Annotated in this window: 22 protein-coding genes, 1 tRNA gene and 1 pseudogene; 6 read left to right on the top strand and 18 right to left on the bottom strand. The window is 58.7% G+C overall.

All coding sequences use genetic code 11. From position 1 onward, the window contains the following. Positions 1-58 precede the first annotated feature (58 nt). Positions 59-2,059: a HAMP domain-containing sensor histidine kinase gene (locus ACVWXE_RS03380; RefSeq protein WP_457489591.1), complete on the bottom strand. Its 2,001-nt coding sequence runs from the start codon at positions 2,057-2,059 to the stop codon at positions 59-61. Positions 2,060-2,428: 369 nt separating this feature from the next. Between ACVWXE_RS03380 and ACVWXE_RS03375 the strand changes: the two genes are divergently transcribed. Continuing rightward, positions 2,429-3,406, top strand: a complete 978-nt coding sequence (locus ACVWXE_RS03375) for a deoxyhypusine synthase family protein (RefSeq protein ID WP_457403060.1) — start codon at positions 2,429-2,431, stop codon at positions 3,404-3,406. Between the two features lie 10 nt (positions 3,407-3,416). Here ACVWXE_RS03375 and ACVWXE_RS03370 read toward each other — a convergent pair whose 3' ends face one another. The 3 genes from ACVWXE_RS03370 to ACVWXE_RS03360 are packed head-to-tail and all read right to left on the bottom strand — an operon-like array spanning position 3,417 to position 5,456. Beyond that, positions 3,417-3,983 carry an ankyrin repeat domain-containing protein gene (locus tag ACVWXE_RS03370; RefSeq protein ID WP_011433982.1) on the bottom strand — a complete coding sequence of 189 codons (567 nt, stop codon included), beginning with the start codon at positions 3,981-3,983 and terminating at the stop codon, positions 3,417-3,419. A 4-nt stretch (positions 3,984-3,987) separates the two neighbouring features. Next, complete coding sequence (locus ACVWXE_RS03365; RefSeq protein ID WP_414331279.1) at positions 3,988-4,806, bottom strand: MBL fold metallo-hydrolase; 819 nt, start codon at positions 4,804-4,806, stop codon at positions 3,988-3,990. After that, complete coding sequence (locus tag ACVWXE_RS03360; RefSeq protein WP_457473937.1) at positions 4,803-5,456, bottom strand: anthranilate synthase component II; 654 nt, start codon at positions 5,454-5,456, stop codon at positions 4,803-4,805. Before ACVWXE_RS03360 ends, ACVWXE_RS03365 begins: the two co-directional genes overlap by 4 nt. Before the next feature lie 195 nt (positions 5,457-5,651). Between ACVWXE_RS03360 and ACVWXE_RS03355 the strand changes: the two genes are divergently transcribed. Together ACVWXE_RS03355 and ACVWXE_RS03350 are read left to right on the top strand one after the other, a co-directional pair. Continuing rightward, positions 5,652-8,060, top strand: a complete 2,409-nt coding sequence (locus tag ACVWXE_RS03355; protein WP_457489580.1) for a DEAD/DEAH box helicase — start codon at positions 5,652-5,654, stop codon at positions 8,058-8,060. A 43-nt stretch (positions 8,061-8,103) separates the two neighbouring features. Continuing rightward, positions 8,104-8,460: a hypothetical protein gene (locus ACVWXE_RS03350; RefSeq protein WP_457384199.1), complete on the top strand. Its 357-nt coding sequence runs from the start codon at positions 8,104-8,106 to the stop codon at positions 8,458-8,460. 607 nt (positions 8,461-9,067) lie between these two features. Here ACVWXE_RS03350 and ACVWXE_RS03345 read toward each other — a convergent pair. From ACVWXE_RS03345 to ACVWXE_RS03310, 8 genes and pseudogenes are all read right to left on the bottom strand, one after another. Next, positions 9,068-9,152 (bottom strand) — tRNA-Ser (locus tag ACVWXE_RS03345). Between the two features lie 74 nt (positions 9,153-9,226). After that, complete coding sequence (locus ACVWXE_RS03340) at positions 9,227-9,649, bottom strand: DUF2358 domain-containing protein (protein WP_457489579.1); 423 nt, start codon at positions 9,647-9,649, stop codon at positions 9,227-9,229. After that, a complete protein-coding gene (locus tag ACVWXE_RS03335; protein WP_457489578.1) occupies positions 9,646-10,443 on the bottom strand; it encodes an MBL fold metallo-hydrolase in 798 nt (265 codons plus the stop codon). The genes ACVWXE_RS03340 and ACVWXE_RS03335 overlap by 4 nt, the downstream gene beginning before the upstream one ends. 15 nt (positions 10,444-10,458) lie before the next feature. After that, a complete protein-coding gene (locus ACVWXE_RS03330) occupies positions 10,459-11,799 on the bottom strand; it encodes a TldD/PmbA family protein (protein WP_457489577.1) in 1,341 nt (446 codons plus the stop codon). Positions 11,800-12,180: 381 nt separating this feature from the next. Then, positions 12,181-13,530, bottom strand: a pseudogene (locus ACVWXE_RS03325) (RNA-guided endonuclease InsQ/TnpB family protein). 4 nt (positions 13,531-13,534) lie between these two features. After that, positions 13,535-13,924 carry a DUF4351 domain-containing protein gene (locus ACVWXE_RS03320; protein WP_457489576.1) on the bottom strand — a complete coding sequence of 130 codons (390 nt, stop codon included), beginning with the start codon at positions 13,922-13,924 and terminating at the stop codon, positions 13,535-13,537. Then, positions 13,921-14,250: a hypothetical protein gene (locus tag ACVWXE_RS03315; RefSeq protein WP_457489575.1), complete on the bottom strand. Its 330-nt coding sequence runs from the start codon at positions 14,248-14,250 to the stop codon at positions 13,921-13,923. The genes ACVWXE_RS03320 and ACVWXE_RS03315 overlap by 4 nt, the downstream gene beginning before the upstream one ends. 194 nt (positions 14,251-14,444) lie before the next feature. Beyond that, positions 14,445-15,905 carry a TldD/PmbA family protein gene (locus ACVWXE_RS03310; protein ID WP_414351651.1) on the bottom strand — a complete coding sequence of 487 codons (1,461 nt, stop codon included), beginning with the start codon at positions 15,903-15,905 and terminating at the stop codon, positions 14,445-14,447. Between the two features lie 452 nt (positions 15,906-16,357). On the opposite strand from ACVWXE_RS03310, the gene ACVWXE_RS03305 reads away from it, so the two are divergent. After that, a complete protein-coding gene (locus tag ACVWXE_RS03305; protein ID WP_457384204.1) occupies positions 16,358-17,098 on the top strand; it encodes a uracil-DNA glycosylase in 741 nt (246 codons plus the stop codon). A gap of 57 nt (positions 17,099-17,155) precedes the next feature. Here ACVWXE_RS03305 and ACVWXE_RS03300 read toward each other — a convergent pair whose 3' ends face one another. Next, positions 17,156-18,004, bottom strand: coding sequence for a methyltransferase domain-containing protein (locus ACVWXE_RS03300; protein WP_457489574.1), 849 nt, complete (start codon positions 18,002-18,004; stop codon positions 17,156-17,158). A 122-nt stretch (positions 18,005-18,126) separates the two neighbouring features. Continuing rightward, entirely contained in the window at positions 18,127-18,774 is a 648-nt protein-coding gene (locus ACVWXE_RS03295; protein WP_457489573.1) for a CDP-alcohol phosphatidyltransferase family protein, read from the bottom strand. Between the two features lie 434 nt (positions 18,775-19,208). On the opposite strand from ACVWXE_RS03295, the gene ACVWXE_RS03290 reads away from it, so the two are divergent. After that, positions 19,209-20,192, top strand: coding sequence for an ABC transporter ATP-binding protein (locus ACVWXE_RS03290; RefSeq protein WP_414344385.1), 984 nt, complete (start codon positions 19,209-19,211; stop codon positions 20,190-20,192). 95 nt (positions 20,193-20,287) lie between these two features. Here the strand turns inward: ACVWXE_RS03290 and ACVWXE_RS03285 are convergent, their stop codons facing one another. From ACVWXE_RS03285 to ACVWXE_RS03275, 3 genes are all read right to left on the bottom strand, one after another. Continuing rightward, the gene (locus ACVWXE_RS03285; RefSeq protein ID WP_457489572.1) at positions 20,288-21,403 is read right to left on the bottom strand and encodes a glycosyltransferase family 4 protein; all 1,116 of its coding nucleotides are present in this window, start codon (positions 21,401-21,403) and stop codon (positions 20,288-20,290) included. Positions 21,404-21,542: 139 nt separating this feature from the next. Next, on the bottom strand, positions 21,543-21,683 hold the full coding sequence (locus ACVWXE_RS03280) for a hypothetical protein (RefSeq protein WP_414383973.1): 141 nt from the start codon (positions 21,681-21,683) through the stop codon (positions 21,543-21,545). A gap of 131 nt (positions 21,684-21,814) precedes the next feature. Continuing rightward, positions 21,815-22,546 carry a M50 family metallopeptidase gene (locus tag ACVWXE_RS03275; RefSeq protein ID WP_457467290.1) on the bottom strand — a complete coding sequence of 244 codons (732 nt, stop codon included), beginning with the start codon at positions 22,544-22,546 and terminating at the stop codon, positions 21,815-21,817. 176 nt (positions 22,547-22,722) lie between these two features. On the opposite strand from ACVWXE_RS03275, the gene ACVWXE_RS03270 reads away from it, so the two are divergent. Then, positions 22,723-23,355: a class I SAM-dependent methyltransferase gene (locus ACVWXE_RS03270; RefSeq protein ID WP_414328936.1), complete on the top strand. Its 633-nt coding sequence runs from the start codon at positions 22,723-22,725 to the stop codon at positions 23,353-23,355. A gap of 22 nt (positions 23,356-23,377) precedes the next feature. Here ACVWXE_RS03270 and ACVWXE_RS03265 read toward each other — a convergent pair whose 3' ends face one another. Next, on the bottom strand, positions 23,378-24,205 hold the full coding sequence (locus ACVWXE_RS03265; protein ID WP_414328934.1) for a thiazole synthase: 828 nt from the start codon (positions 24,203-24,205) through the stop codon (positions 23,378-23,380). Between the last annotated feature and the right edge of the window lie 14 nt (positions 24,206-24,219).

Genomic DNA, 24,219 nt, shown 5'->3' with positions numbered 1-24,219 from the left:
CTTGGTCTACTATATCCCTCTCAATGACTTTTGCCAAACCGCCTAAAGCTCAGTAAATTCAGCAAAGTTCAGGGTTTTGGGGGTTAGAGGCATGCTCCCGCCAAGCGCAACTGGGGGGATCCGTCTCGGCTGGCTGAACCTCGAACTCCAGCGGTCCCTCTTCAGTGTACAGGTGCAGGTCGAACCAGAAGGTGGATCCCTGTTCTAGCTTGCTCTCCAGGCAGATGCGGGTTCGATGTTTCTCCAGGATGTTGCGCACGATGGCCAACCCCAGGCCGGTGCCCTCTAGGGTGTGGACCCGGTTCTCGACACGGAAAAAGCGGTCGAAAATCCGCTCCTGATCTTCTGGGGCAATGCCAATGCCCGTATCGGCCACCGCCACCCGCACTGCCTGCGGGGATCCATCCGCCTGAACCACCAGGTGGGCATGTACCGTCACCAGGCCCCCTGAGGGGGTGAACTTGAGGGCATTGCCCAGGAGATTGGTCATCACCTGCAGCAGCAGATCGTAGTTGCCCCAGACCAGCGGCAGATCCGGATCGACGAACTTGCGCAGCTGGATCCCTTTGTCGCGGGCCTGCAGTTGGTGGGTGCGCAAAGTCTGCTCGATCACTGCCGCGATGTCGACACCTTCAAAGTGGTACTGCTTGCCCGATTCCAGACGAGACAAATCCAAAACATCGTTGACCAGGCGGGTGAGGCGGTCGGTTTCGCGGTTGGCAATTTCCAGATAATCCTGCCGCTCCGCCGAGGACATCTGCTCGCCGTACTCGTAGAGGGTCTCGATAAAAGACTTGATGCTGAAGAGGGGGGTGCGCAGCTCGTGGCTGATGTTGCTGATGAATTGAGCCTTGGCTTCGTTGAGCTCCACCTCGCGGGTGATGTCCTGCACCGTCATCACGATCCCCTTGAGATTTTGCCGCCGCGGATCCGACACCGGCGAAAGCAGGATGCGGATAACACGCTTGGTGGGGCCGGTGAGGTTGACGCGAACTTCCTCTGCCTCTTGATCCCCGCGGGCAATTTGCATCAGGGGGCGGGCCAGTTGCTGCTGCAGATCCTCCGGCAACAGCTCCGGCAGGGGTTTGCCCAAAACGGGATCCCCTCCCCAGCCAAACATGCGGGAGGCGGCAGGGTTGAGCAGCAGCACCCGCAACTCGGCATCCAGCAAAATGGCAGCATCGACGATGGAGAAGACCAAGGTCTCCAACTTGGCTTTGGCGGCAGCCAGTTCCTCGATGTTTTGCTCTTCGTAGCTTTGCAGCCGCTCCGCCATCTCGTTAAAGCTGTCGATGAGCTGGGCCAGCTCTCCCCCGAAGGGCAGGTCGATGCGCTGCTTGAAGTTACCTTTGGTGATCTCCTGGACACCTTTGACCAGCTCTTTGATGGGATAGGTGATGGTGAGGGCATTGACCACCGCTCCCAGGATGGCCAAGACCCACACCGCCAAAAACACCCCAATCGAGACCTCCCGCGCCAGCTGGGTGGAGCGCACCAGGGCAGGATTGGGATTGATCCCCAGGCCGAGGGTGCCCAAAAAGCGGCCCTGATGGTAGATGCCGACAAAAATATCCGTCACCCGCCCGGCAGGAGTGAGGTGGGTGCGCACCAGCGGTTGGCCCTCAGCAGGGGGGCGATTGTCCGGCAGTTGCATGCGACGGGTGAGGCTGAGGGAGGTTTTCACCTCTTGGTTGGAAAACGGGATCCCGTAGTAGATGTTTCCTTCGGGATCGGCGTAGAGCAAATAGCGGATGCTGCTGGTGCTCTCAAAGTACTGGCGGGACAGTTGGGCAACTTCGCCAATGCGATCTTCCGCAATCAGGGGGGCGACATTGGCGGCCAAGAGCAGCCCCAGATCTCGGCCAAAGCGGGCCTCGTTGAAGCGGGCATCCTGCTGCACAGTGCTGACGGCCCAGAAGGTAAAACTGCTCACCACCAATGAGACCACCAGCGTTGCCACAAAGAGCAACTGAGTTTCCAACCGCAGTTTTTGCTTCCATCGCGCCCACCAGCGCTGCAGGGATCCCATAGAGATCCCGGTCGTTGTTGGCACTGACATGTCCACAGCGCCAGGCAATGGCTCGGCAGGAGAAGAAGCCAGCTCAGGAGATTGGACTTCGGCAATGGGCTCGGCTGGCTCGACAGTGCTGACAGGAGGCATGAACCCAACGTGAACAGATAGCGTGAACGGATATAGGGCGGTGATTCGCCACCATTCTGACATGGGCAGGCGATCCCTTTGTCTCAGCCAAGGCCGGGTGAGAACCGGTATGGGATCCCGGCTTCGCAACGCAACCTGCTCCAGCCGACCTGCAGGGGAATGGTTGCCAATACCGATAAAGGTATCCCCAAGCAAAGCTTGTCAGCGCCCCTAAAGTTGATAGACTAGAAAATCGTGCTTCACCAGGTCAGAGTGACCGGAAAAATCGTGACCAACAGCCCCGTCAGCCAATTTATCCAACATCATTTTCGCCACTTCAACGCAGCCGCGCTGCTGGATGCAGCCAAAGGTTATTGTGCTCACCTGGAAAAGGGCGGCAAGATGATGGTGACCTTGGCCGGTGCCATGAGCACAGCAGAGCTGGGCCTTTCCCTAGCGGAAATGATCCGGCAGAACAAGGTGCACGCCATCTCCTGCACCGGCGCCAACCTGGAAGAGGACATCTTCAACCTCATCGCCCATGAGTTCTACGAGCGGGTGCCCCACTACCGCGATCTTAGCCCGCAGCAGGAGCAGGAGCTGCTGGAGCGGCACCTGAACCGGGTAACCGATACCTGCATTCCCGAAGAGGAGGCGATGCGGCGCCTAGAAAAAGCCCTCTTGGAAGAGTGGATGGCTGCCGACCAGGCCGGGGAACACTACTTCCCGCACGAGTTTATCTACCGCATCCTGCGCAGCGGCCGGCTGGAGCCCTACTACCAAATTAATCCCCGGGATTCTTGGGTTTACGCCGCTATGGAGGCCAACTTGCCCATCTATGTGCCGGGATGGGAAGACTCCACCACCGGCAACATGTATGCCGCCCACTGCATCACGGGTGAGATCCGCAATGTGCATACCGTCCGCACAGGGATCGAGTACATGATCCACCTGGCGGACTGGTACACGCACACCTCGGCGGAGTGCTCCATTGGCTTCTTTCAAATTGGCGGCGGCATAGCCGGGGATTTCCCCATTTGTGTGGTGCCCATGCTCCATCAAGATCTGGGTCGCCAGGGCGTACCCCTGTGGGGCTATTTCTGCCAGATCAGCGACTCCACCACCAGCTACGGTTCCTACTCGGGGGCAGTGCCCAATGAGAAGATCACCTGGGGCAAATTGGGGATCGACACCCCCAAATTTGTCATCGAGTCGGATGCCACCATCGTGGCGCCTTTGATCTTCGCCTGGGTGCTGGGGTGGTAGAGAAGGGGAATCAATCTGTATGCCCGTCGGTTGAGGCGGAGCGGGGCCAGCGGGACAACAGGGTTGCAGCTTCCCAGCGGCGCAGATCCTGGGCGATGCGCAGGGGCGTGAGGCCGTAGCCGTCCGGCTCGTCGATCTCGGAGCCATGTTCCAGCAGCAGCCGAACGACCTCGGGGTTGCCGGACCAAGCGGCAAAATGCAGGGGAAGGCCACCGGCGCCAAAACGAGCGTTCACCTCGGCCCCTCCCTGGAGCAGGGCTTTCGTAACCTCAGGGTTGCCCAGGCGAGCCGCTTGGTGCAGTGGGCTAGCTCCCCCATGGTCTAGTTGATTGGGATCCGCCCCCGCTGCCAGCAAAAGACGGGCGTTGAGGCCGCTCTCCACGAAAAACAGGGCTGTCTTGCCCCGCTCATCGACGGCGTTGGCGTCTTTCCCCAGCCAGAGAGCCAGTTGCAGCCGCAGCGGGTTGGCTTGGGCCAAGGCTTGTGGATCTTCTGGTAGGGAGTATCCATAGAATCCCAGACCCCCCACTAGCAGGGATCCCAGTCCGACAGCGATTTTTAGGACCTGACCTCGCATAGCCCTATTCCTCAAAGAAAAGGATGGCGAGCCCCTGCCTGGGCAGAGCCTGGGCCGAGAGCAGCAACGGGTTGCTGAGGGCAGGTTGCGGGGCAGCAGCGGGGAAGAGACGCAAAAACTCCTGCAGCGGCAGCAGCTCGCATTGGGATTCCTCGGCGGCGGCCGTGCGATACATGGTGGGGATGACCAGCTTGGGCTGCAGCGCCTCAATGGCCGCCTTGGCCCCGGCAGGATCGTAATTTTTCGGCCCACCCCCCACTGGCACCAGCAACAGGTCGGGACGAGCAAGCAGGATGGACTGCTCCCGCGTAATTGGCTGTAGCGCCCCTCCCAAATGGACAATGTCGATCCCAGCCATGCGCCAGCGCCAACCCACGTTTACGCCAAAGCGAGGGCCACGGGGCATGCGTACTCCTTGCACCCGGATCCCGTCAATCAGATAGTCTCCCGGCTGAAACAGCACCTTGGGGTTGCCGGGCACCACATCCAAAGCCCCTTCATCCAACAAGCGGCTGCTGAGCAACACCAGATCGGCAGCAACTCGTGGGGCAGGATAGCCAGCCGTACAGCCCGCCGGCCGAAACGGGTTGACCAGAAACCGTCGGCCCTCCCCCTCGAACAAAACACAACTGTGGTGCAGCCAAGTCAGTTGCAGCCCCTGCGAGCTGGAGCCGGGAGTGAACTCTATAGACCCTGGGGTTGTTGGCGTTTCCGAACCTTGTGCCGGAGCTGTCTGAGCGCCCGCTTTGCGCCCTCTGGCCAGGTTCACGGCCATCGATCCCAGCAGCCCAGCGCTGGCTTGCAGAAGCTGGCGACGCTTCATGGAGTGGGGATCCCTGATGTAACAACGGCAACAGATTCCTGGGATACTTGCGAAGCATTGGGCTGAGCAGCAGTTGAGGCTTTGGCGCTGCGCAGGAAGTTGCTCAACAAGCGCTTGCCCTCTGCAGTCAAGATGCTCTCCGGGTGGAACTGCACACCCTGAACGTGGGGATAGCGGCGGTGGCGTACCCCCATGATGATCCCATCGCCTGTTTGAGCCGTCACCTCCAGCTCGTCAGGACACGTAGAAGGCTCGATCACCAAGCTGTGGTAGCGGGTGGCCGTGAAAGGCTGGCTCAACCCCTCAAACACCCCCACCCCTCGATGGTAAATGAGCGAGGTTTTGCCATGCATCAGCTCAGGTGCGCGCACGATCTGACCACCATAGACCTGGCCAATGCACTGGTGCCCCAGACAAACCCCCAAAATCGGCAGCTCTGGCCCCAGCTCCCGAATCAACTCCAGCGAGATCCCAGCATCTTCTGGCCGCCCTGGCCCAGGAGAGATAACTACAGCTTGCGGCTGCATTCGGCGCAGGTCGTCAACGGAGAGCTGGTCATTGCGAAAAACCTGAAGCTGAGCTCCCAACTCCCCCAGGTACTGCACCAAGTTGTAGGTAAAGCTGTCGTAGTTGTCGATGACGACCAGCACGATAGCATCCGGCAACGGCACCCCATTTTAGCACTTGCTTGAGCTGCTGTTCTTGATCCAAAGAAGCAGAGTAACTGGCGCTTTTTGCAGGGGAGCAGTCGACGCCCCAAGAAAGCTTGTATCCTAGAAGGTACAACCCACAGGAAGCAGTGAATTGGGCGGGTTTCCGGGTTTCCCAATGTTGATTTGGATCCCATGAGTGCGCTTCTCCCCCCGGCAACCGATTTGCTGGACGAGTTGCGGCAGCTTTTCCCCTTTGAGCTGGACGACTTTCAGATCCGAGCCATTCAGGTTCTGGCTGCTGGGGAATCGGTGGTGGTTTGTGCTCCCACGGGATCCGGCAAGACCCTGATTGGAGAATATGCGATCTATCGAGCCTTATCCCAGGGCAAGCGGGTTTTCTATACAACGCCCCTGAAGGCCCTCTCCAACCAAAAGTTCCGGGATTTTGGCCAGCAATTTGGCCCGGAACGGGTTGGCCTGCTCACCGGCGACATTTCCATCAACCGGGATGCACCGGTCTTGGTGATGACCACCGAGATCTTCCGCAACATGCTCTACGGCACACCGATATCCTTGGCAGTGCAAAGGTATGCCTACGGCGAACGCGATGACGGCACAGAATTCTCAGAGGGCGAGGTGGATCCCTTGCGGGATGTGCAGGCGGTGATCTTGGACGAATGCCATTACATGAACGACCAGCAGCGGGGCACCGTCTGGGAAGAAGCGATCATCTACTGCCCCCCCACGATCCAGCTCATTGCCCTTTCTGCCACCTTGGCCAACAGCGACCAGCTCACCGATTGGATGAACCAGGTGCATGGCCCCACCCATCTGATCGACTCCAACCACCGCCCGGTGCCGCTGCAGTTTCACTTTGCCAATCGCAAAGGGCTGTTCCCCCTGCTGGAGCAAACCGAGTCGGGGCAGTGGGTTCGCAACCGCCGCTTGAAAAGCAAACGGCCCAACTCCCACGAGCCTTCCTGGGCAGGAGTGCCGGACATAGCGCAGGTGTTGGAAAACTTGCGCCAGCGGGACATGCTGCCGGCCATCTATTTCATCTTCAGTCGCAAAGGCTGCGACATGGCCGTGGCCAGCGTAAGGGATCTGGACTTGGTAGCCAGCGAGGAAGAGCGGCAGCAGTTGGCTGAGCAGATCGACCGCTTTTGTCGAGAAACGCCCGAAGCTGTCCGCCGAGATCAGTTGGATGCCCTTTACCGGGGCATTGCCGCTCACCATGCCGGTATGTTGCCTGCCTGGAAGGGGCTGGTGGAGCATCTGTTTCAGCAGGGATTGGTGAAGCTGGTCTTCGCCACCGAGACTTTGGCCGCCGGGATCAACATGCCTGCGCGAACCACGGTGATCTCTTCCCTTTCCAAGCGCACCGACAACGGCCACCGCCTCTTGACCGCTTCTGAGTTTATGCAAATGTCGGGCCGAGCCGGACGGCGGGGCAAGGACATCATCGGCCATGTGGTGACGGTGCAATCCCCGTTTGAGGGGGCCCAAGAAGCTGCGCGGCTGGCCACCTCTGGAGCGGATCCCTTGGTGAGCCAGTTTACCCCCACCTATGGCATGGTGCTGAACCTGCTGCAAAAGCACTCTTTGGAAGCAGCACGGGATCTGATCAACCGAAGCTTCGGCCAGTATTTGCTCTCGTTGCAAAAGTTGCCCGAACAACAGGAGATCCTGCACACGCGCGCCGAGCTGGAGGAGATCGACCGTCTCTTGGGAGGCATTGCCGACGAAGATATCGCCCGCTATGAGAAGATGCAGGCGCAACGGCGGGAAGAACGACGCATTTTGCGCTACTTGCTCAAACAACGGGAAGCTGAGCCGGATCCCACCTTGCGTCTGTTGGCTTTTCCCCACATCCAAGCCCAAGAGGAAAAAATTCGCGCCCTAGAAGCTCAAATCCGAGAGAACCCCGCTCACCAAGTGGGGAAAAAGTTGCTGGGTTTGCGAGAAAAACGCCAGCGCTTGCTCAAGCGCCTCGAGCACCTGGAGCGGCAAAGCGATTCCGTGCAGGAGTTGCGCTGGCAGCAATTTATGGCCTTGGTGGGGGTGTTGCAGGATTTCGACTGTCTGCAAGAGTATCAACCTACCGATAGCGGAGAGGTGGTGGCCGCGCTGCGGGGGGATAACGAGCTCTGGCTGGCGCTGGCTCTGCTCTCGGGTGAGTGTCAGGGCTGTGCTCCCCATCATTTGGCCGGAGTTGTGGCTGCCTTGGTCTCAGAGGCTCCCCGTTCAGGTACCTACAGCCGGCTGCGCACCTCGGGGCTGGTGGAGGATGTGCTGCACGGATTGCGGGGTTTACGGCGGCAGCTGTTCCGCAGCCAACGGCAACACCAGGTGTTTCATGTGCCGATCGGGTTTGAGCCCAGCTTGGCTGGGATCGTCGAACATTGGGCGCAAGGGATCCCTTGGGAAACCCTAGAAGCCAGCACCAACCTAGATGCCGGAGACTTGGTGCGCCTGATCCGCCGCACGCTGGATTTGCTTTCTCAGATCCCTTATGTACCCCATCTGCCGGCAGAGTTACGGGAAAATGCCCGTCAAGCCCAAAAAATGCTGGATCGCTTCCCGGTGAGCGAGTTGATCTAGCGAGCTCAGACCGTTTGCTGTTCAGTGAGGTTGCAGCTCTATGATGCCCGCCGGTGAACCCACCCTCAGGGATGTGTTGAGTGTTATTGAAGAGATCCGGCAAGATGTGGAAGAGATCCGACAGGATGTGGAAGGACTCCGGCAGGATGTCTCCAGAACCAACGAGCGGCTAGAAGCCCTGGCAGCCGATCAAGCAAAGCGCTGGGCCGAGCAGGAAAGACGTTGGGCTGAGCAGGAGAGACGTTGGGCCGAGCAGGGGATAGAAAACCGGGTGATCCTAGAACGAATTGACACCTATCAAAAGGCTAGCGCCCAAGTGGTTAACCTGGCTTTTGCCTTGATTGGAGCTGCCACCGTAGCTCTTGTCGGCATCGTCCTACGGTTGGCCGTTAGTCTATAGTCAGCTGGTTCGGCAAAAACTTCGGCAGGCAGGATGGCCTTGCTTCTCTATTCGGCAACTGGTACGGCTTGTCCTTGAGTTTGGCATTCCGAATGGCCATCTCTGACAGGGCCATGTCCCACCCTGTCTGTTATATCCCCTATTGTGTCCCACTTTAGCCTGGATTACAGTGGGTTTCCCCGGTCTATCGTGGACACTAAAAAGCCCAGAAGCCTTGCTGGGTAAGAGCTTTCTGGACTTCAGTGGACGTTATCGGATTACGGAGAGAGTGGGATTCGGTCGCGCCAGCGGGCCGGATGGCCTTACCCACGGTGAGTTGCTGATACATTCACGCTGAACTCTCCTGAACATGGTTCAGGAAAGAAGCGATCGCATCCTGCCTATCTCTGAGCAGGAAGGCGGTATCCCGCAAAGCCCTGAGGAATACCCCCCGAGCGCTTTCCCCCTTCACTTCCCGGCAACCGTTGCGGTGGACTCAAGGATCAGGGGGAAACTTGGTCTACTATATCCCTCTCAATGACTTTTGCCAAACCGCCTAAAGCTCAGTAAATTCAGCAAAGTTCAGGGTTTTGGGGGTTAGAGTCATGCTCTCACAAACAAGTTCCAGCGGAGAGAGTGGGATTCGAACCCACGGTGAGTTGCCCCACACAGCATTTCCAGTGCTGCGCCTTCGACCACTCGGCCATCTCTCCAGATTGAGAATAGGGGCGACTTTCCAGGAGGGCTAAAAAGTCAGCTTTGTGATCCTAGCAAAGGATGGAAGCTATTAACGGGATCCTTTGGGCTCCCCAGGCCGAAACATTTGCAGCAACACTTGCCGGCGAGAGCACCGCCAGTAATCAACATGGGATCCGATCAACCCCGTCTCATTGATCTGCATCTCTGTCCAGCCGGGGATGCACAGGCGGGGACGCCAAGGCAAAGCCAAAGCACCGCTCAGGATCCACTCGGTGCGGATCTGGTTGCCGGTTTGCCGAATATCCTGCAGTTCGAGACGGATATCCTGTAGCCAACGCCCTATCCCCTCGATCATGCGGCGATAGCGATCCAAGCCGCGAAACTCGTTGAGGGGATCCCGGAAGTAAACCTGGGGATCGTAAATCGAATAAGTTTGATTTTTGGGAAAGCGAGCATAATCTGCCCGCAAGATGGTCACCAGATCAGGCGGGGCTGGGGAAGGAAGGCTCATGTCTTGGCCGCAACAGAAAGAGACACCGTTTCCCCAGGGGCGGGGCAACACAACTGGATAGATTGGGACGTGGCGGCATTCAAGGCTGCCAGCTTTTCTCGAAACTCCTGCAGGCTGCCCAAGGGGCGGATCTGGGCGGCAAACCACCCGTGGTAGTCCACCTCTCCCATCGCCGTAGGGATCACCTGCTGGGGGCGTAGGGCTGCCACCACCTCCAGGGCCCGCTCTGGCCCCATGATCACCTCTCCCAAGAGGGGAAAGATCTGCCCCACCACCGGGATCAGCAGAGTATGAATGGGGCACAATTCCTGCTGCAATCGCAGCCGGATATCCGGTTGGGAAAGATGAGGCTCGTAGTAAAGCCGTGTCTGAGAGGGCACCTCTTCCAGCAGATAGCCCAGCTCACGGACAGGCCCCAGGAGCGCACCGGGAATGGCTGTGACCCGCAGATCCCCCCACTGAGCGGACTGCCAGGGATCCAGAGCCTGAACCGTTGCAAATCCTAGACTCTTCACGACTCTGGCTGCAGCCGGCGAGGCCAAAACGGGGATCCGCTTATCCAGGCGCTGCAACGTTGGTGGGTGGCAGTGATCCGGCTGGGCTTGGCTGAGGAGGATCCCGTCGATTTTGGGCAAGGTCTCCGGCGTAAAAGGGAGCGGCTGGCGGTGCTCCAGGCGGATGAACCAGGGGATCCCCAGAAACACCAGGGGATCCACCAGCCACGGATCCAATAGGAAGGTTTGCTCCCGGGTGTGGATGAGCCAACTGTTGAGGTCGATGCGGGTCAGTTGCATGAGTTTGAAGTGAGGTTATTGCCCGGTAATGGAGAGATCGGCAACCCAAATGCGGGGACACAGCCCACCGGGTGTGACTTGCGGCTCGGGCTCGACGTAGAAAATCGACTTCAACAGCTCCAGAAAGTCTCCGGCCACTGTGGCGGCTTCGATGCTGATGCGCTCTCCTTGGCGCACCCACCACCCCTGAAACGGCAGCGAGAAGGATCCCTGTAGGGGCTTAACGCCGGCATGAAGCGCTTGCAGCTCATCGATCCAAACTACATTTTCAGCCGTAGCCAAGTCATAGGTGCTCTCCGGCGGTGCCCCGGCAAATACATGGTAGTAGTGGGCGGCAACTGTGACCTTGGCGCCGATGTTGGCATGGCCAGTGGGCTGGGCTCCTAGGCGCTTAGCCGTACCGGCGCTGTGCAAAAAGTGGGTCAAGACCCCATTGGTGATGAGAGGGACACGGCGGGTGGGGGTGCCTTCTCCATCAAAGCTGATCGCTCCCACATTGGTCGGGTGTAGGGCATCGTCACACACCGACAGAAGAGGTGAGGCAATGGTCTTGCCCAGGGATTCTGGGGTGGACAGGCTTTGGTTGTCCAAAATGTTTTGGGCATTGAACGCATTGGAGAAGGCGCCCAACAAACTCAAAAAGGCTTCTCCGGAAAAGACCACTGTGTATTTTCCAGAGGGGATCCGCTCGTACTCCAGATGGCTCATCAATTTCTCAGCAGCTTCCTGCACACAACCCTGGATATCCAACTCATCCAGGCTGCGAGCCACTCGCATGGCTCCGGCGCTGCGGGGTTTGCGACCTTCTTGCTCTGCCTTGCTGTAGAGAAAAACCGAAGCGAGGGTATGCTCCTCTTGTCGCAGGGCTTGGTGGCTGTTGAGGTAGAAGCGGTTGATTTGCCGCTGCGCTAGGCCGTTGTAGGGCACCCCCTGAATGGCGGGATGGGATCCCAGCAGTGCCTTTTCGGCAGCCACCAACTGTTCCAACAAGTCGCCGGCCAAAGCCAACGGCCCTTTGTCGTTACAAGGCTGGGCAATGGGCAGAGTGGCTTCCGGGCTGAATTGAGGGGCATGTTCCCGCACGCCAAAATGGCTGGCTTCAAAGGCCGTTTGCAGGGCCAGTTCCAGCCCCGCCTCATCCACATCGGTGGTGGAAGTTACTCCCACCTGCCCTTGGTCGTTCCAGGCCCGCACCGTCACGCTGCAGCGATGGGAAGCCTTGACCTGGCGAGGTTCTCCATGATCTACCTGCACGCTGGTTTCGTCCACTTGAGCCCCGTAGAGATCAAACTGAGGGATCCCCAGCCGCCGGGCACAGCTTTGTGTCTGTTCTGCCAGCACCTCGACTTGCACCATTGCCACTCCCCAAGTTCCTATTGCCATGCAGCGCCTCTAGTAAACTACCCGCACTCATGCTGACGCAGAGCGCTCCGCACCGCTAAAGCGAAAGAGCATGACTCTAGTCAATAATAAGCTCAACTATACTGAAAATAATGTATAATATGTTCAGTACGGATTACTACCAGTTGATCTTTCTGTTTACTTTCGAGTCTGCCAACATGGTAGCCAAAGCAAAGCAGAAAATTGGTAGTAAGACGACACGGAAACTGCGCTTTGGGTATTCTACTCAAAGCTTTGCGGGATACCGCCATTCTGTTTGGACTCCGTCCCGCTAACGCGAATGGAAACAAACAGAATGCTATCGCTGCATAGTTGAACAGTGATGTTCAGCAGTGTTCAGCGTAAATGTATCAGTGCAGGCTTTCGGTAGCCCTGTAGTTGGCAAGCCAACCACGGACCTCTAGGCTGGTTTACAGCAGCCCCAAGTTTGGCAATCATGTTGGCCCCATTCCAGTCCGCATCCCCTTCCCATCCACAGTGCCCACACTTAAACTGCTTCCCACTGCGATTTTGCTACGCAACGCTGACGCGACAGGATTGCGCAGGGTCGGGATGGATGTGCAAACACTTGTGACAGGTCTGCGAGGTATAAGCAGGCGGAACAAGGATCAGAGAAACCCCTGCAACTCTCGCCTTGTATTCCAGAAACTGCCTCAGTTGGTAGAACGCCCAACTGTTGGCCCTGCGCCGCTCGGCTTTGCTGCGGGGTTGTTGGTTGATACGCTCCCGGATCCCTGTCAAGTCTTCCAGAGCAAGAGCGCTATTTGTGGCCTTTGCCCTAGAAACAATAGCTTTAGAGATGCGATGATTGACCCACGTTTTTGCTACGCAACGCTGACGCGACTGAAAGCGTCTCTCCTTACCAGACAGCCGTTGCAACAGTTCTCTGCATCTGCGCCGCGAACTGCGTGTGCCCTTACTGGCTTTGCGTTGGAGTACCGCCCTCAACCGGGAGTAGTGGTCTCGGACTCTGTTCAACTGCTGTCCATTCCAGTTGTCCCCCTCTGACGTATGGGCAATATCTGTCCTTCCCAAGTCCACGCCTACCACCTGAGCGGTGTTCTGCTGTTCCGGTAACTTTGCTTCCACGCAAATCTGGATGGAGTAGGAACCGTCTTTGCGCTTGACCAGAGTGGCCGTTCGCGTCAGCGGACCGGAGGTCTTTTTGGGATTGGAGCCTGCCAACTGTTCTCTCTGGTAATGACCAATCGCCAGCTCAAAGCGTTCTCGACCCTCCACCGTGGTGTTCGCGTTAGCGTCGCGTAGCGACAGCGACACCGTCCAGTCTTTCTCGCGAAACGAAAAGATACGAGCGTCGTAGGTAGCGAAGCCACCCTTGTTCGCGTTAGCGTCGCGTAGCGACAACGCTTTGACCGGGCGGTTTTTCTGTTGTGCCACCTTGCGAGCAGACGCTACCCGTCTGCATATCTGTTGGTCGCGTAAGCGGGACGTAGTCCTTGCCAAATTACTGGACAAGCCGAAACGGGCACGGATTTCGTAGTAGCACAGGGATTGGAGTTTCAGTGGGTTGACGACTTTCTCGGGTGTGTTTTGGTTGACCCAGTTCAAGGCTTGGCCGTTCGCGTTAGCGTCGCGTAGCGACAAAGCATCCAATGTCTCGTCCAATTTGGCGGCTTGCGACTGGGACACCTTGAGCTTGCAAGAAACGGTCAGGACTTGGGTCATAGCCTTATTGCATTTTACTCACATTCCTCCCGACCCTTGCCCTGTGGGCAGAGAGCGGGGCTCCTGCGGTTTCTAGCTGACGGGCCAGCCAGGCAGTTAAATCCTCCAAGCTGTTGAAGTCCAACAGAGCTTCCCCCAGCGCCTCCAGTTGTGACGTTGACAAAGCCCAAATCTTATTCTCAAGGGCCGGGTCAAGGGATCCCAACTTCCGCCTGAGCAGCCGCAAAACCAGCGTTGCTTCCCCGTGTTGCAATCCCTGTTGTAGCCCTTGTTGCAGGCCCAGTTGTAGTCCTTCTCTGCGTCCTTCTTTGCGCCCTTCTTCCAGCCCCTCTCGCAGAGCTTCTGCCCGCCACTCTTGGTAGATCACCGATTCCCTCATATCCAAAGACCTCATGATCTGCCAATCAAACCCCGATCCAATGCTAGTCCTGCCAAGACGGCTGTTGCGGCTGCCAATTCCCTCCTCTCGCTGGGGTCTGCCAAGCTCTCTAGCTCACTGACCACCTCTCGCAAGGTTTCTGCTGGATCTTCCACCTGGCTTAGAACCCGAAACGGTAGCAGGGCTTGCCGATCCGCTCCGGCCCTCAAATCGCATTCCCACAGGCGGACAACATCAAACTCATGGCTCAGCCTCTCTAGACGAAAAGAGGTCTGGAAAACTCGCTCCGACCCCGTTTTGCGCAAGTCAATCGCGTTAGCGGTGCGGAGCACCTTGACCACCTGCTGCACCGATAGGTGAGGATACCTCCGATCGCGTAAGCGGGACGGAGTCCTTTCGCGGTAGCGGGACGGAGTCCTTTAGAGTCGGAGCCGAGCCACTTCTCCCATGAGCCAGCGGGCAAACTGCTCTGGGAAACGCTCGGCCAGATATTTGCAGACGTTGTCATAGGCCATGTCGAGGTGGATCCCTGGAATTAGCGACCGCCCACGGTAATGGAATCTACCTTGATGTGAGGCTGCCCCACCGTCACATAAATGCTGCCGCTGACGGAGCCACAGAACCCGGCTGCCAAGCTGAGGTCTTTGGAACACATGGAGATTTTGGTCAAGATGTCTTTGGCTTCTCCGATCAGAGTGGCTCCCTTGAGGGGTTTGGTAATCTTGCCGTTTTCGATGAGATAGGCTTCTTCGACGGCGAAGTTAAATTGCCCAGTGGGGCCGACGCTCCCTCCCCCCATACGCTTGCAGTAAATGCCTTTGTCGATAGAAGCAAAAAGATCGTCCAACTCTGCATCTCCAGGGGCGATGTAAGTGTTGCGCATACGGCTGGCAGGGGCAAAGGTGTAGTTCTGTCGGCGACCGCTGCCGGTGCGGGGGTGGCCGGTGCGCAGTGAGCCGGCCCGGTCGGCCAGGAAGTTCTTCAAAATGCCCTTTTCAATTAGCAAAGTGCGCTGGACCGGCATGCCCTCGTCGTCCACATCCAGGCTGCCAAAGGCCCCTTCAGAGAGACCTTCGTCCCAGGCGGTGAGGTTTTTGTGGGCAATTTTCTGGCCTTTTTTGTCGGCAAAGGGAGTGGTTTTGCGCTCAATCTGGGTGGTTTCCAACAAGTGGCCGCAGGCTTCGTGGAAGATAACGCCGCCAAAAGCGTTGGACATCACAATCGGGTAGGTGCCGGATTCCACGTAGTCGGCATAGAGCATCTGGCCGGCGGCTTCTGCCAGTTCCCGGCTATGGGCCTCCAGATCCCAACGGCGCAAAAAGTTGGGATCCCCCGTACCGCCGGAGCGTTGACTGACAGAGGCGCGATGGGATCCATCGGCACAGAGCAGCGTAGAGCTCACGGATTGGGTGAGGCGCACATCCCGCACAAAGGTGCCATCGCTGCAGGCCACCAGAATCTCTTGCCAATCGCGGAAATAGGTGGTGCGGCGGGACTGCACATGGCGGGCTTGGCGACCCAGTTGCTCGTTGGCTTTGAGCAGGATCTCCCCCATCTCCGCAATGGGGCTACATTCCTTCAACCAGCCATCTTTGCGGCGACGCTCGCCGTAGTCCTGCAGCATCTCCAGGTTGATGGCAGAAACCAGCGCTGTGGGGCCAGGAGGGGTGAAGCCCATCAGCGAAAGGCCCTTCTCCAGAGCAGCCTTGAGACCGGCAAAGGACAGATCGTTGGTGCTGACGTAGCAGTCGGCCAAGCCGCGAAACACCCGCACGCCGGCCCCGGTGGAGAGCCGTGGGGTGATGCTGGTGATGGCGTCATCTTCGGCCAGGCAACTGATGGAATTGCCCCGTTCTAGAAAAATCTCCACCAAATCGGCACCGGCAGCGCGCCCCCAGCCCAACAGGGCAGAGAGGGGATCCCGCCAATCCTCGTCGAAGCGCTGTAGAGTATGACGGTAGTTCAGGTTGGGCAGTTCTTTGGACAAAAGCAGCATGGCAGGCTCAGGGAGTAGAGACGAGCTAAGGCCGGCGCAAGTTTTCGTTTTCTCAGTTTAACAAGGAGTAAAGGTTCTGATACATTCACGCTGAACTCTCCTGAACATGGTTCAGGAAAGAAGCGATCGCATCCTGCCTATCTCTGTTCGCGTCAGCGGGACGGAGTCCAAACAGGAAGGCGGTATCCCGCAAAGCCCTGAGGAATACCCCCCGAGCGCTTTCCCCCTTCACTTCCCGGCAACCGTTGCGGTGGACTCAAGGATCAGGGGGAAACTTGGTCTACTATATCCCTCTCAATGACTTTTGCCAAACCGCCTAAAGCTCAGTAAATTCAGCAAAGTTCAGGGTTTTGGGGGTTAGAGGCATGCTCCCCTGCCGGCAGGTTGGCCTTGAGCTTGACAAGGGCGGGGGAGCAATCGAAGATCGCTGCACAAGGAAACCTCGACTTGCAATGGCTGCCAAGAAAAAACCGCCGGAGCTTCAGCCCAGCCTGTTTGACGATCCCATCGAGCCGCCAGCCCCGGCGGAGGAGACACTCCCCCAGTGGGATCAGATCCCCCTGTCGGCCCAGGTGTCCATCCCCCCCGGCACTTACAGGGATTTGGAGCAACTGAAGCAGCATTGTTTGGTATGCCAGCGCTGCGACTTGGCAGCCAGCCGTACCCATGTGGTGGTGCATCGGGGCAACCCCAAGGCAAGGATTTTAATCATCGGAGAGGGGCCAGGGGAAAGCGAAGACCTGCAGGGGCTGCCTTTTGTGGGCAAGTCGGGACAATTGCTGGATAAAATCCTGGCTTCGGTGGGGCTGGATCCCGAGCAGGACACCTACATCTGTAATGTGGTCAAGTGCCGCCCCCCTAACAACCGCGTGCCCACCCAGGAGGAGATGGACGCCTGCCGTCCCTATCTGTTGGAGCAGATTCGCCTGGTGGATCCCTGGATTATTCTGCTCACGGGGGCCACCTCGGTGCGCTCCCTTTTGGGCGAGAAGCGAGGGATCACCAAGATCCGCGGGGAATGGATCCAGTGGCAGGGACGCTGGTGTATGCCCATTTTTCACCCGGCCTATCTGCTGCGCAACCCAGACCGCACCCCTGGCAGCCCCAAGTGGTTGATGTGGCAGGATATTCAGGCGGTGAAGCAAAAGTATCTGGAACTCACCGGCACAGCACCGCCCCAGCCCAACTTTTGAGCCCATTTCCCCAAGCGCCCCTCCTCCCAAAGGAGAGCAAGGGATCCCTGCGGTGGGCTAGCTTTTGGGTTTGAACCCAGTCAAGAGGCCAAAGCGAAGCAAGCCGGTGGCATAAGCCTGACGCATCAGGCCCAGCCCCAGCGCCCCGCGAACGGTAACCCAGCCGCTGCGCAGCAAAGCCCAGATCCAGCGCCAGTCGCGGGCAGAAGCGATCACCTCATCCCAGAAAGGGGCCACTCGCTCCGACCAGTCGGCGCTGCGCACCTGCTCAAAGCCCACCTGTTGGGCCAGAGCCTCGTAGCTGGAGAGGCTGATCACATAGGGCAGGCAGTACACCTCGTAGATTTTCTGCAAAAGCTGTTGATCCTGCCGACTCAGGGATCCCTCGCGGTGGCACCAGGTTACCACCATCACCTGCCCGCCCGGTTGCAAGACCCGCCAGCCCTCGGCCAGAAACTGCCGCTTATCCGGCATGTGCTCGCCGCTTTCCAGAGACCACACCAGATCAAAGGTGTTGTCTGCAAAGGGCATCTCCAGGGCATCGGCCACCTGAAATCGCACCTTGTTGCTCAGGCCGGCCTCTTGGGCGCGCTCCGTAGCCCGCTTGGCTTGGACGGGGCTGAGGGTAATGCCCGTAACCTGTGCCCCAAAGCGCCGGGCTAACTCCAAGCTGCTTCCCCCAATGCCACAGCCAAGATCGAGAATGTGCTGGGGAGGGCAGGGATCCCCGATCTGGCCCCACTGGATAACCCTGTCGATCAAGTCAATCTGAGCTTGGCGGCGATCCTTGCCGGTTTGGCCCGGCTCGTAATAGCCATGGTGCATGTGCTCCCCCCACACCCGCTCCCAGAGGCCGGAGGAGGCATCGTAGAAGTGGCGAATGCGTTGGTTGAGGGTGGAGGTCATGGCAACAGATCTCCATGGCTTTTTTATTTTGGATCCTCTCGCCCGGTGAAATCTGATGGGGAACCCTTGTAACCCAACTCGCGCCAGCCGGACGGAGCCATAGTAACAGACCCTTTCCGGGATCACCTTGGAGCAGAAAGCGATCCCAGCGCCCAAACCAACCGCTGCACAGCACTGAAGAGCACCAGAATTGCCATCAGCCCAAACAAGCCCACCATGTACTCCGGGAAAAGGAAAAACAAGCCGTAGAAAAAGATGGTTTCGCTGCCCTCGATAAGCCCCGACGGCATACTTAAGCTGGTCAGTTCATCCAGGGATCCCGCCCCGACAGTGCCATCCGTCCTTGTTGCTCCGCAACGCTGTCGCGAACGCCGTTTTTCCAACAGCCCTGCCAAATACATCCAGGAGCAAAGGTTGATGTAAAAGCTGGCCAGCATCAGAGCCAGAGAAGCATAGCCCAGCAGGGATCCCTGGTGAAAGGCCAGCCCCAGGGGAACGACTGCGTAGACCACCACGTCCAGCAGCATATCCAGGTAGCCCCCCAGATCGCTTTGCCGTCCCTGCAGACGAGCCAACGTGCCGTCCAGCCCGTCCATAAACCGGTTCAGCAACCACAGGCCCAGCCCCCACCCGTAGGCCCCGTAAGCTGCCGCTGTCCCAGAGGCCAGGCCCATGGCAAACCCCGACAGGGTAATGGCTAGGGGATGCACCTGTTGGAGAGGGGTTTGCAGCACTGGAGCCAACAGCCGCTCCTTCCACTGCCTAAGCACCTTATCCAGCAAGAAACACTCCTTATCTTAATTGCTCTGCAACGCTGTTGCCGATGATCACCACCGGCTGGGATCCCACAAAACCTCTGGATTCAATTTTCTTGCTCCGCACCGCCAACGCGATGGAAATCATCATCCCAGAATCATCCCAGATGATGAGAATGCTACTGAAGGGAGGTCAGAGCAAAGTGCTGTGCCTACGGCAAAGGAACCGCACCGCTGTTGCGAATGAAGCGGATACCTACGCGGAGTATGTTTGCTCTGGCCCCTTTCCTCTACCGGAAGTGCTGCGGCAAGCCTAGGCTGGGACAAAGCCTGTGGGTAAACTAAAGGTTAGGCTGGGTAGCCTATCGCCTGGCGGACTGTGTGCTCCTTAACTCGGTGTTCGCGGCACCTTTTTCTCCCTCAACTCCAACATACCTACGAGCGAGTCCATGAGCGAGACCCCCACTTCCCCAGCAGAAGCGTTCGCGGCACCAGAGCCGGTCATTGCCATCACCGGCCTGACCAAAACCTATCGCACAGGATTTTGGCTGAACAAGGTGGTCAGCCCCCTCAAAGATTTTTCTCTGACTGTGGCCCGCGGAGAAACCTTTGGGCTGCTGGGGCCCAACGGGGCCGGGAAAACCACCACCATCAAGTGCCTACTGGGCATTGTGGAGCCCACCCGCGGCAGCGGCACTTTGCTGGGCAAACCCCTGGGGGATCGCTCCATCAAGCAACAGGTGGGATATTTGCCGGAGAACCCCTATTTTTACGATTACTTGACGGCATGGGAGTTTCTCCAGTTTGCCGGCAAGGTGTTTGGTCTGCCCAATAGCCTGTTGAAGGAGCGGATCCCGCAACTGCTGGAGCTGGTGGGGCTTTCTATAGATACGGCCCGCAAAAAACAACTGCGCACCTACTCCAAGGGCATGCTGCAGCGCACTGGCATGGCCCAAGCGCTGATCAACGACCCAGAGCTGGTGTTTCTGGATGAGCCGATGTCGGGACTGGATCCCATGGGCCGCTATCAAATGCGCGAGATCATTCTGTCCCTCAAGCAGCAGGGCAAAACGGTGTTTTTCAACAGCCATATCCTGGCGGATGTGGAAGTTATCTGCAACCGAGTCGGCCTGATCATCGGCGGCAAATTGGTGCATCAGGGAACTTTGGATGACTTGCTGGGAGAGAGCAAAAGCTATCGGGTACAGGGGCACGGTGGCGCCGTCGAACAGTTCCGCGACCGCCTAGAGCACTTCTCGATTCAGGGATCCCATTGGTCGGGGGAATGGAGTGGATCCCTACCGGAGTTGCTGAGCCTTTTGAACCAAGCGGGGGCACTGGTCACCGACTTGCATTGGCAACGGCAATCCCTAGAAGAATTCTTTGTGGAGCAAGTGCGGGCCATTGAAGGGGATCATCCGGTCTCTGCCTAGGCTGGCCGTTCGCACTGGTGCTATGGAGAACCCCGAGAGCAGGACGGAGTTCTGCCCTGAGTATTTCCCAGTAGGGGACTCTGTGCTCCGCACCGCTAATCGGCGGCAATAACAGCCCGGTAGTAGCCTTCCAACTGTTGGGTGGCTGCCGACCAGCTCCAACGTTCTGCCTCTTGGCGGGCTTGCTGTCGGAAGAGCTGCCGCTGCCCGGCACTGCTGAGCAGTTGCTGGGTAACCTGGACAAAGTCGCTATCCGAATTGGGATCGAACAGAAAGCCATTGCGCCCACTGTCCACCACATCGGTAATGCCACCGCAGCGGGGGGCGATCACCGGACAACCGGCAGCCATGGCTTCCAACAGAACCAGCCCCAAGGTCTCGGTGCGGGAGGGGAACACGAACAAATCCGCCGAAGCAAAGGCCGCTGCCAGAGACTCTCCCTGTAGGTAGCCCGTAAACACCACGTCGTGGCCGGCAAAATGTTGCTCCAGGGATCCCCGCTCTGGCCCATCTCCCACAATAGCCAAGCGGGCTTGGGGGATCTGCTCCAACAAGACCCGGATCCGCCCCACTTCCTTCTCAGCCGAAAGCCGCCCCACATAGAGCAAAAGAGGCCGTTCCGGTTGCCCTGCGGTGAGCCGAGCCCGCATCTCTGGACTGGCAGCCTGGGGATGAAACAACTCCGTGTCCACTCCTCGCTGCCACAGCTGCACCCGCTCAATGCCGTGGGCGCTCAGCTCCTGCATCATGGCCGTCGAGGTGCAAAGATTGACCCGCGCCAAATTGTGCCCCAGCTTCAGGAGATTCCACAAAACCCCTTCCAGAAAGCCCAGCCCATAATGCTGCAGATACTTCGGCAGATGGGTATGGTAGGAGGCCACCAGCGGGATCCCCATCGTCTGGCTGTAGTAGAGGCCCCCCAATCCCAAAACTGCCGGGTTCACCACGTGGATCACATCCGGTCGGAAACGGCTGAGCAACTTGCCGATGGCCGGGCCGGGGGCAGCCAGCTTCAACTCTGGATACAGAGGCAGCGGCATCCCCGGGATCCCGTAGACCCGTGCCCGTGCAAACCGCCGGGGGGCTCCCCGGGGCGCGACGATGAGCACCGAGTTGCCTCGAGCGGTTAGGTGACGCACCGTGTGGCAGAGGCGGGTAACGATGCCATCCACCTTGGGCAGAAACGTCTCCGTAAACAGGGCTATGCGCATCAGGGATCCCAAGCCTACTGTTATTGCTCCGCAACGCTGCTGCGACCGCGCCACTCGGACGGAGTCCTCAAAGACTCTAGAATGAGTGTTGCACAAAACGACAACGCCGCTACGACTTCCGTCAGCAGACTTGAGTACCTCACTCCACCGGAAAAGAATGGGGCGTTGGCTCAGGTTCGGTGAAAGTCTGCACCTGGCCTTGGCCAAGCGTATCTGCGGCGGTTTTGCTGATCAACAGTAAGGTCGCCGCCAGGGCCAGCCCAATAACATCCCGCCACATGCTCCACTCCTCAACTCCTCACTCCTCTTGCCCATTACTGTAGCGGCGGTTTTCTCAACTGGGCAGTGATGGAGGACGGATTTTTGCGTGACACAAATCACTGCCAAAATTGCGGCTTTGCCCCCTGCCGGCTAGTCCCGGAACGTCAGCTGCAAGCTGGTTATCAGCAGCACCAAAGAAGATACCGCCATCACCCCTCCCCAAAACCAGTAGGGCAAGAACAAGTTTTGGGCAATTTGGCTGGAATCGGAGTGGATCACCTGCCCATTGATCACGGCAGAGGCCGTAAACAAGTAGTCGAGCTGGTGGTAGGTGCTCACACAGGCCTGCACCCCCAAAAATTGTGCAGCGAAGCCCCGCAGCCAGGGGGAGGCCCAGCGAGCTACCGCCAGGATCCCCAAACCCATACCCAAGAGGAACAGGAGGCCAAAGGGAGAGCGAACCCAGAGCAGCGTCGATAGCAACAGCAGGGATCCCAAAGCCAACAACCCCAACTGGGCCGTACCTTGACGACGAGAAGCCAGGATAAAAACCGCCCCGGCCATTGGGGGCCCCATTGGCCCGCCGGCGGCCACCAAAGCTCGACCCACCGGCCCCAAAAACAAGTGCCCACTGTGAAAGGCCAACCCCGACCCGTCGGGATAGATCTCCAGACGATGAAACTCCCCACCCAACAGCACTGCCGTCAAGCCGTGGCCCATCTCATGAAACCAGGTGGCCAGAATCGTAAAGGGGTAGAGGATATAGTTGCCCCAGGGGAGCTGCCAGAGCAAGACCGTCAGACCTGCAGCAGCCACCAACCAAACCAAGCTGTGCCGGCCAGGTTTCTCGGAAGGGGAGGGAGGCAGCTCAAACTGAGTCATAGAGCAGCAGTGGGTAGACAGAAAAAAGCCTAAAACGCCTCGTCTTCTTAGACGACTGCCGGCAGAGGAGAGTTCCAAGCCAACCCCGAGAAAATCCAGAAAAACATATGTCTCAAACCAGTTTGCAATGGATGTAGGTCAGGTAGGCTGAAAGAGCCCCTGAGGGATCCCTGTCTGTGGCCACCTTCCTGCGCGACTGGAGCTACCGCTTTCCCTGGCTTTACCGCAGCATCAGCCGCGGGGCTGCTCTGGCGGTGGGGGGATACGAGCGGCTGCGGAAATTGCCCCTACAAGGGATCCAGATTCATCCCCAGGAGCGGGTGTTGGATCTCTGCTGTGGCCCAGCTGAAGTAACCCCACTGTTGGCGGAGCTGAGCCAGCAGGTGGTGGGCCTGGATGCTTCCCCCAAAGCTCTAGCGGCAGCCCGCAAACGCCTTCCCCAGGTGGAGTTTGTGGAGGCCTTTGCCCAAGATATGCCCTTTCCCAATGCCAGCTTTGATTGGGTGCATACCAGCTTGGCTCTGCACGAATTGTCCTTCGCCGACTTGGAGCAGGTGCTGCGGGAAGTGTGGCGGGTGCTCAAGCCGGGGGGAGGACTCTTGATCCTGGATCTGCATGCGCCTCGGCAACCCCTGATCTGGCCTGGTCTGGCCCTCTTTCTGGCCCTTTTTGAAACCGAGACCGCTTGGGAGCTGCTCAAGCTGGATTTGCCCGAGCATTTGCAGCAGCAGGGTTGGCAATCCATCCGGCAGACCCTCCACGCTGGGGGAGCTCTGCAGGTTATCCAGGCGCGAAAGCCTGCCGCCTGAGCTGCACCCCTGAGAGCGGCAGTCAGCCCTGGTGCCAAAAGGGAGTGCCGAGGACAGGCGTACTGGGCTGAGCTGTTTCCTGAGGGATCATGGCCCCGGCCAGGTAGGCTCGGCGGCCTGAGCGCACTGCTTCTGCAAAGGCCTCGGCCATGGCCACCGGATCCCGGGCCAAGGCCACTGCCGTGTTTAGCAGCACCCCGTCGAAGCCCCACTCCATCACCTGGCAGGCATGGGAGGGCAGGCCCAAGCCGGCATCCACGATCAGCGGCGCCTCGATCCGCTCCCGCAGCAGGCGCAAGTTGTAGGGGTTGAGAGGGCCTTTGCCGGTGCCGATGGGGGCCGCCCAGGGCATCACCACCTCACAGCCAGCATCCAAAAGCCGCTGGCAGAGCACCAGGTCGTCGGTGCTATAGGGCAGCACCTTAAAGCCGCGCCGGACCAGCTCAGCAGCAGCAGTGGGCAGTTGCACGGGATCCGGCTGCAGCGTGTAGTCATCCCCGATCAACTCCAGCTTGATCCAGTCGGTGCCGAACACCTCCCGCGCCATCTCCGCCGTTGTGATCACCTCCTGCACGCTGTGGCAGCCGGCGGTGTTGGGCAGAACTGGGATCCCCATCTTCTGCAACAGAGCCCAGAACCTCTGGGAAGTTTCTGGCCCCAGTGCCCCTTGCCGCCGCAGAGAAACCGTCAACAAACAGGGCTGCGCGCGCGCCACCGCCTGCTCCAAGATGGCCGGCGAAGGGTAGCGAGCCGTACCCAACATCAGACGGCTGGGCAACGGTTGGCCGTAGAGCACCAAGGGATCCTCATTGGCCCAAGTGGAGGGGGAAAGCTGGAGAAGGGTGGACATTGTCGGGGCAAAGT

The sequence above is a fragment of the Thermostichus sp. MS-CIW-41 genome (assembly GCF_054058915.1).
This window is presented reverse-complemented; position numbering and strand designations above follow the sequence as displayed.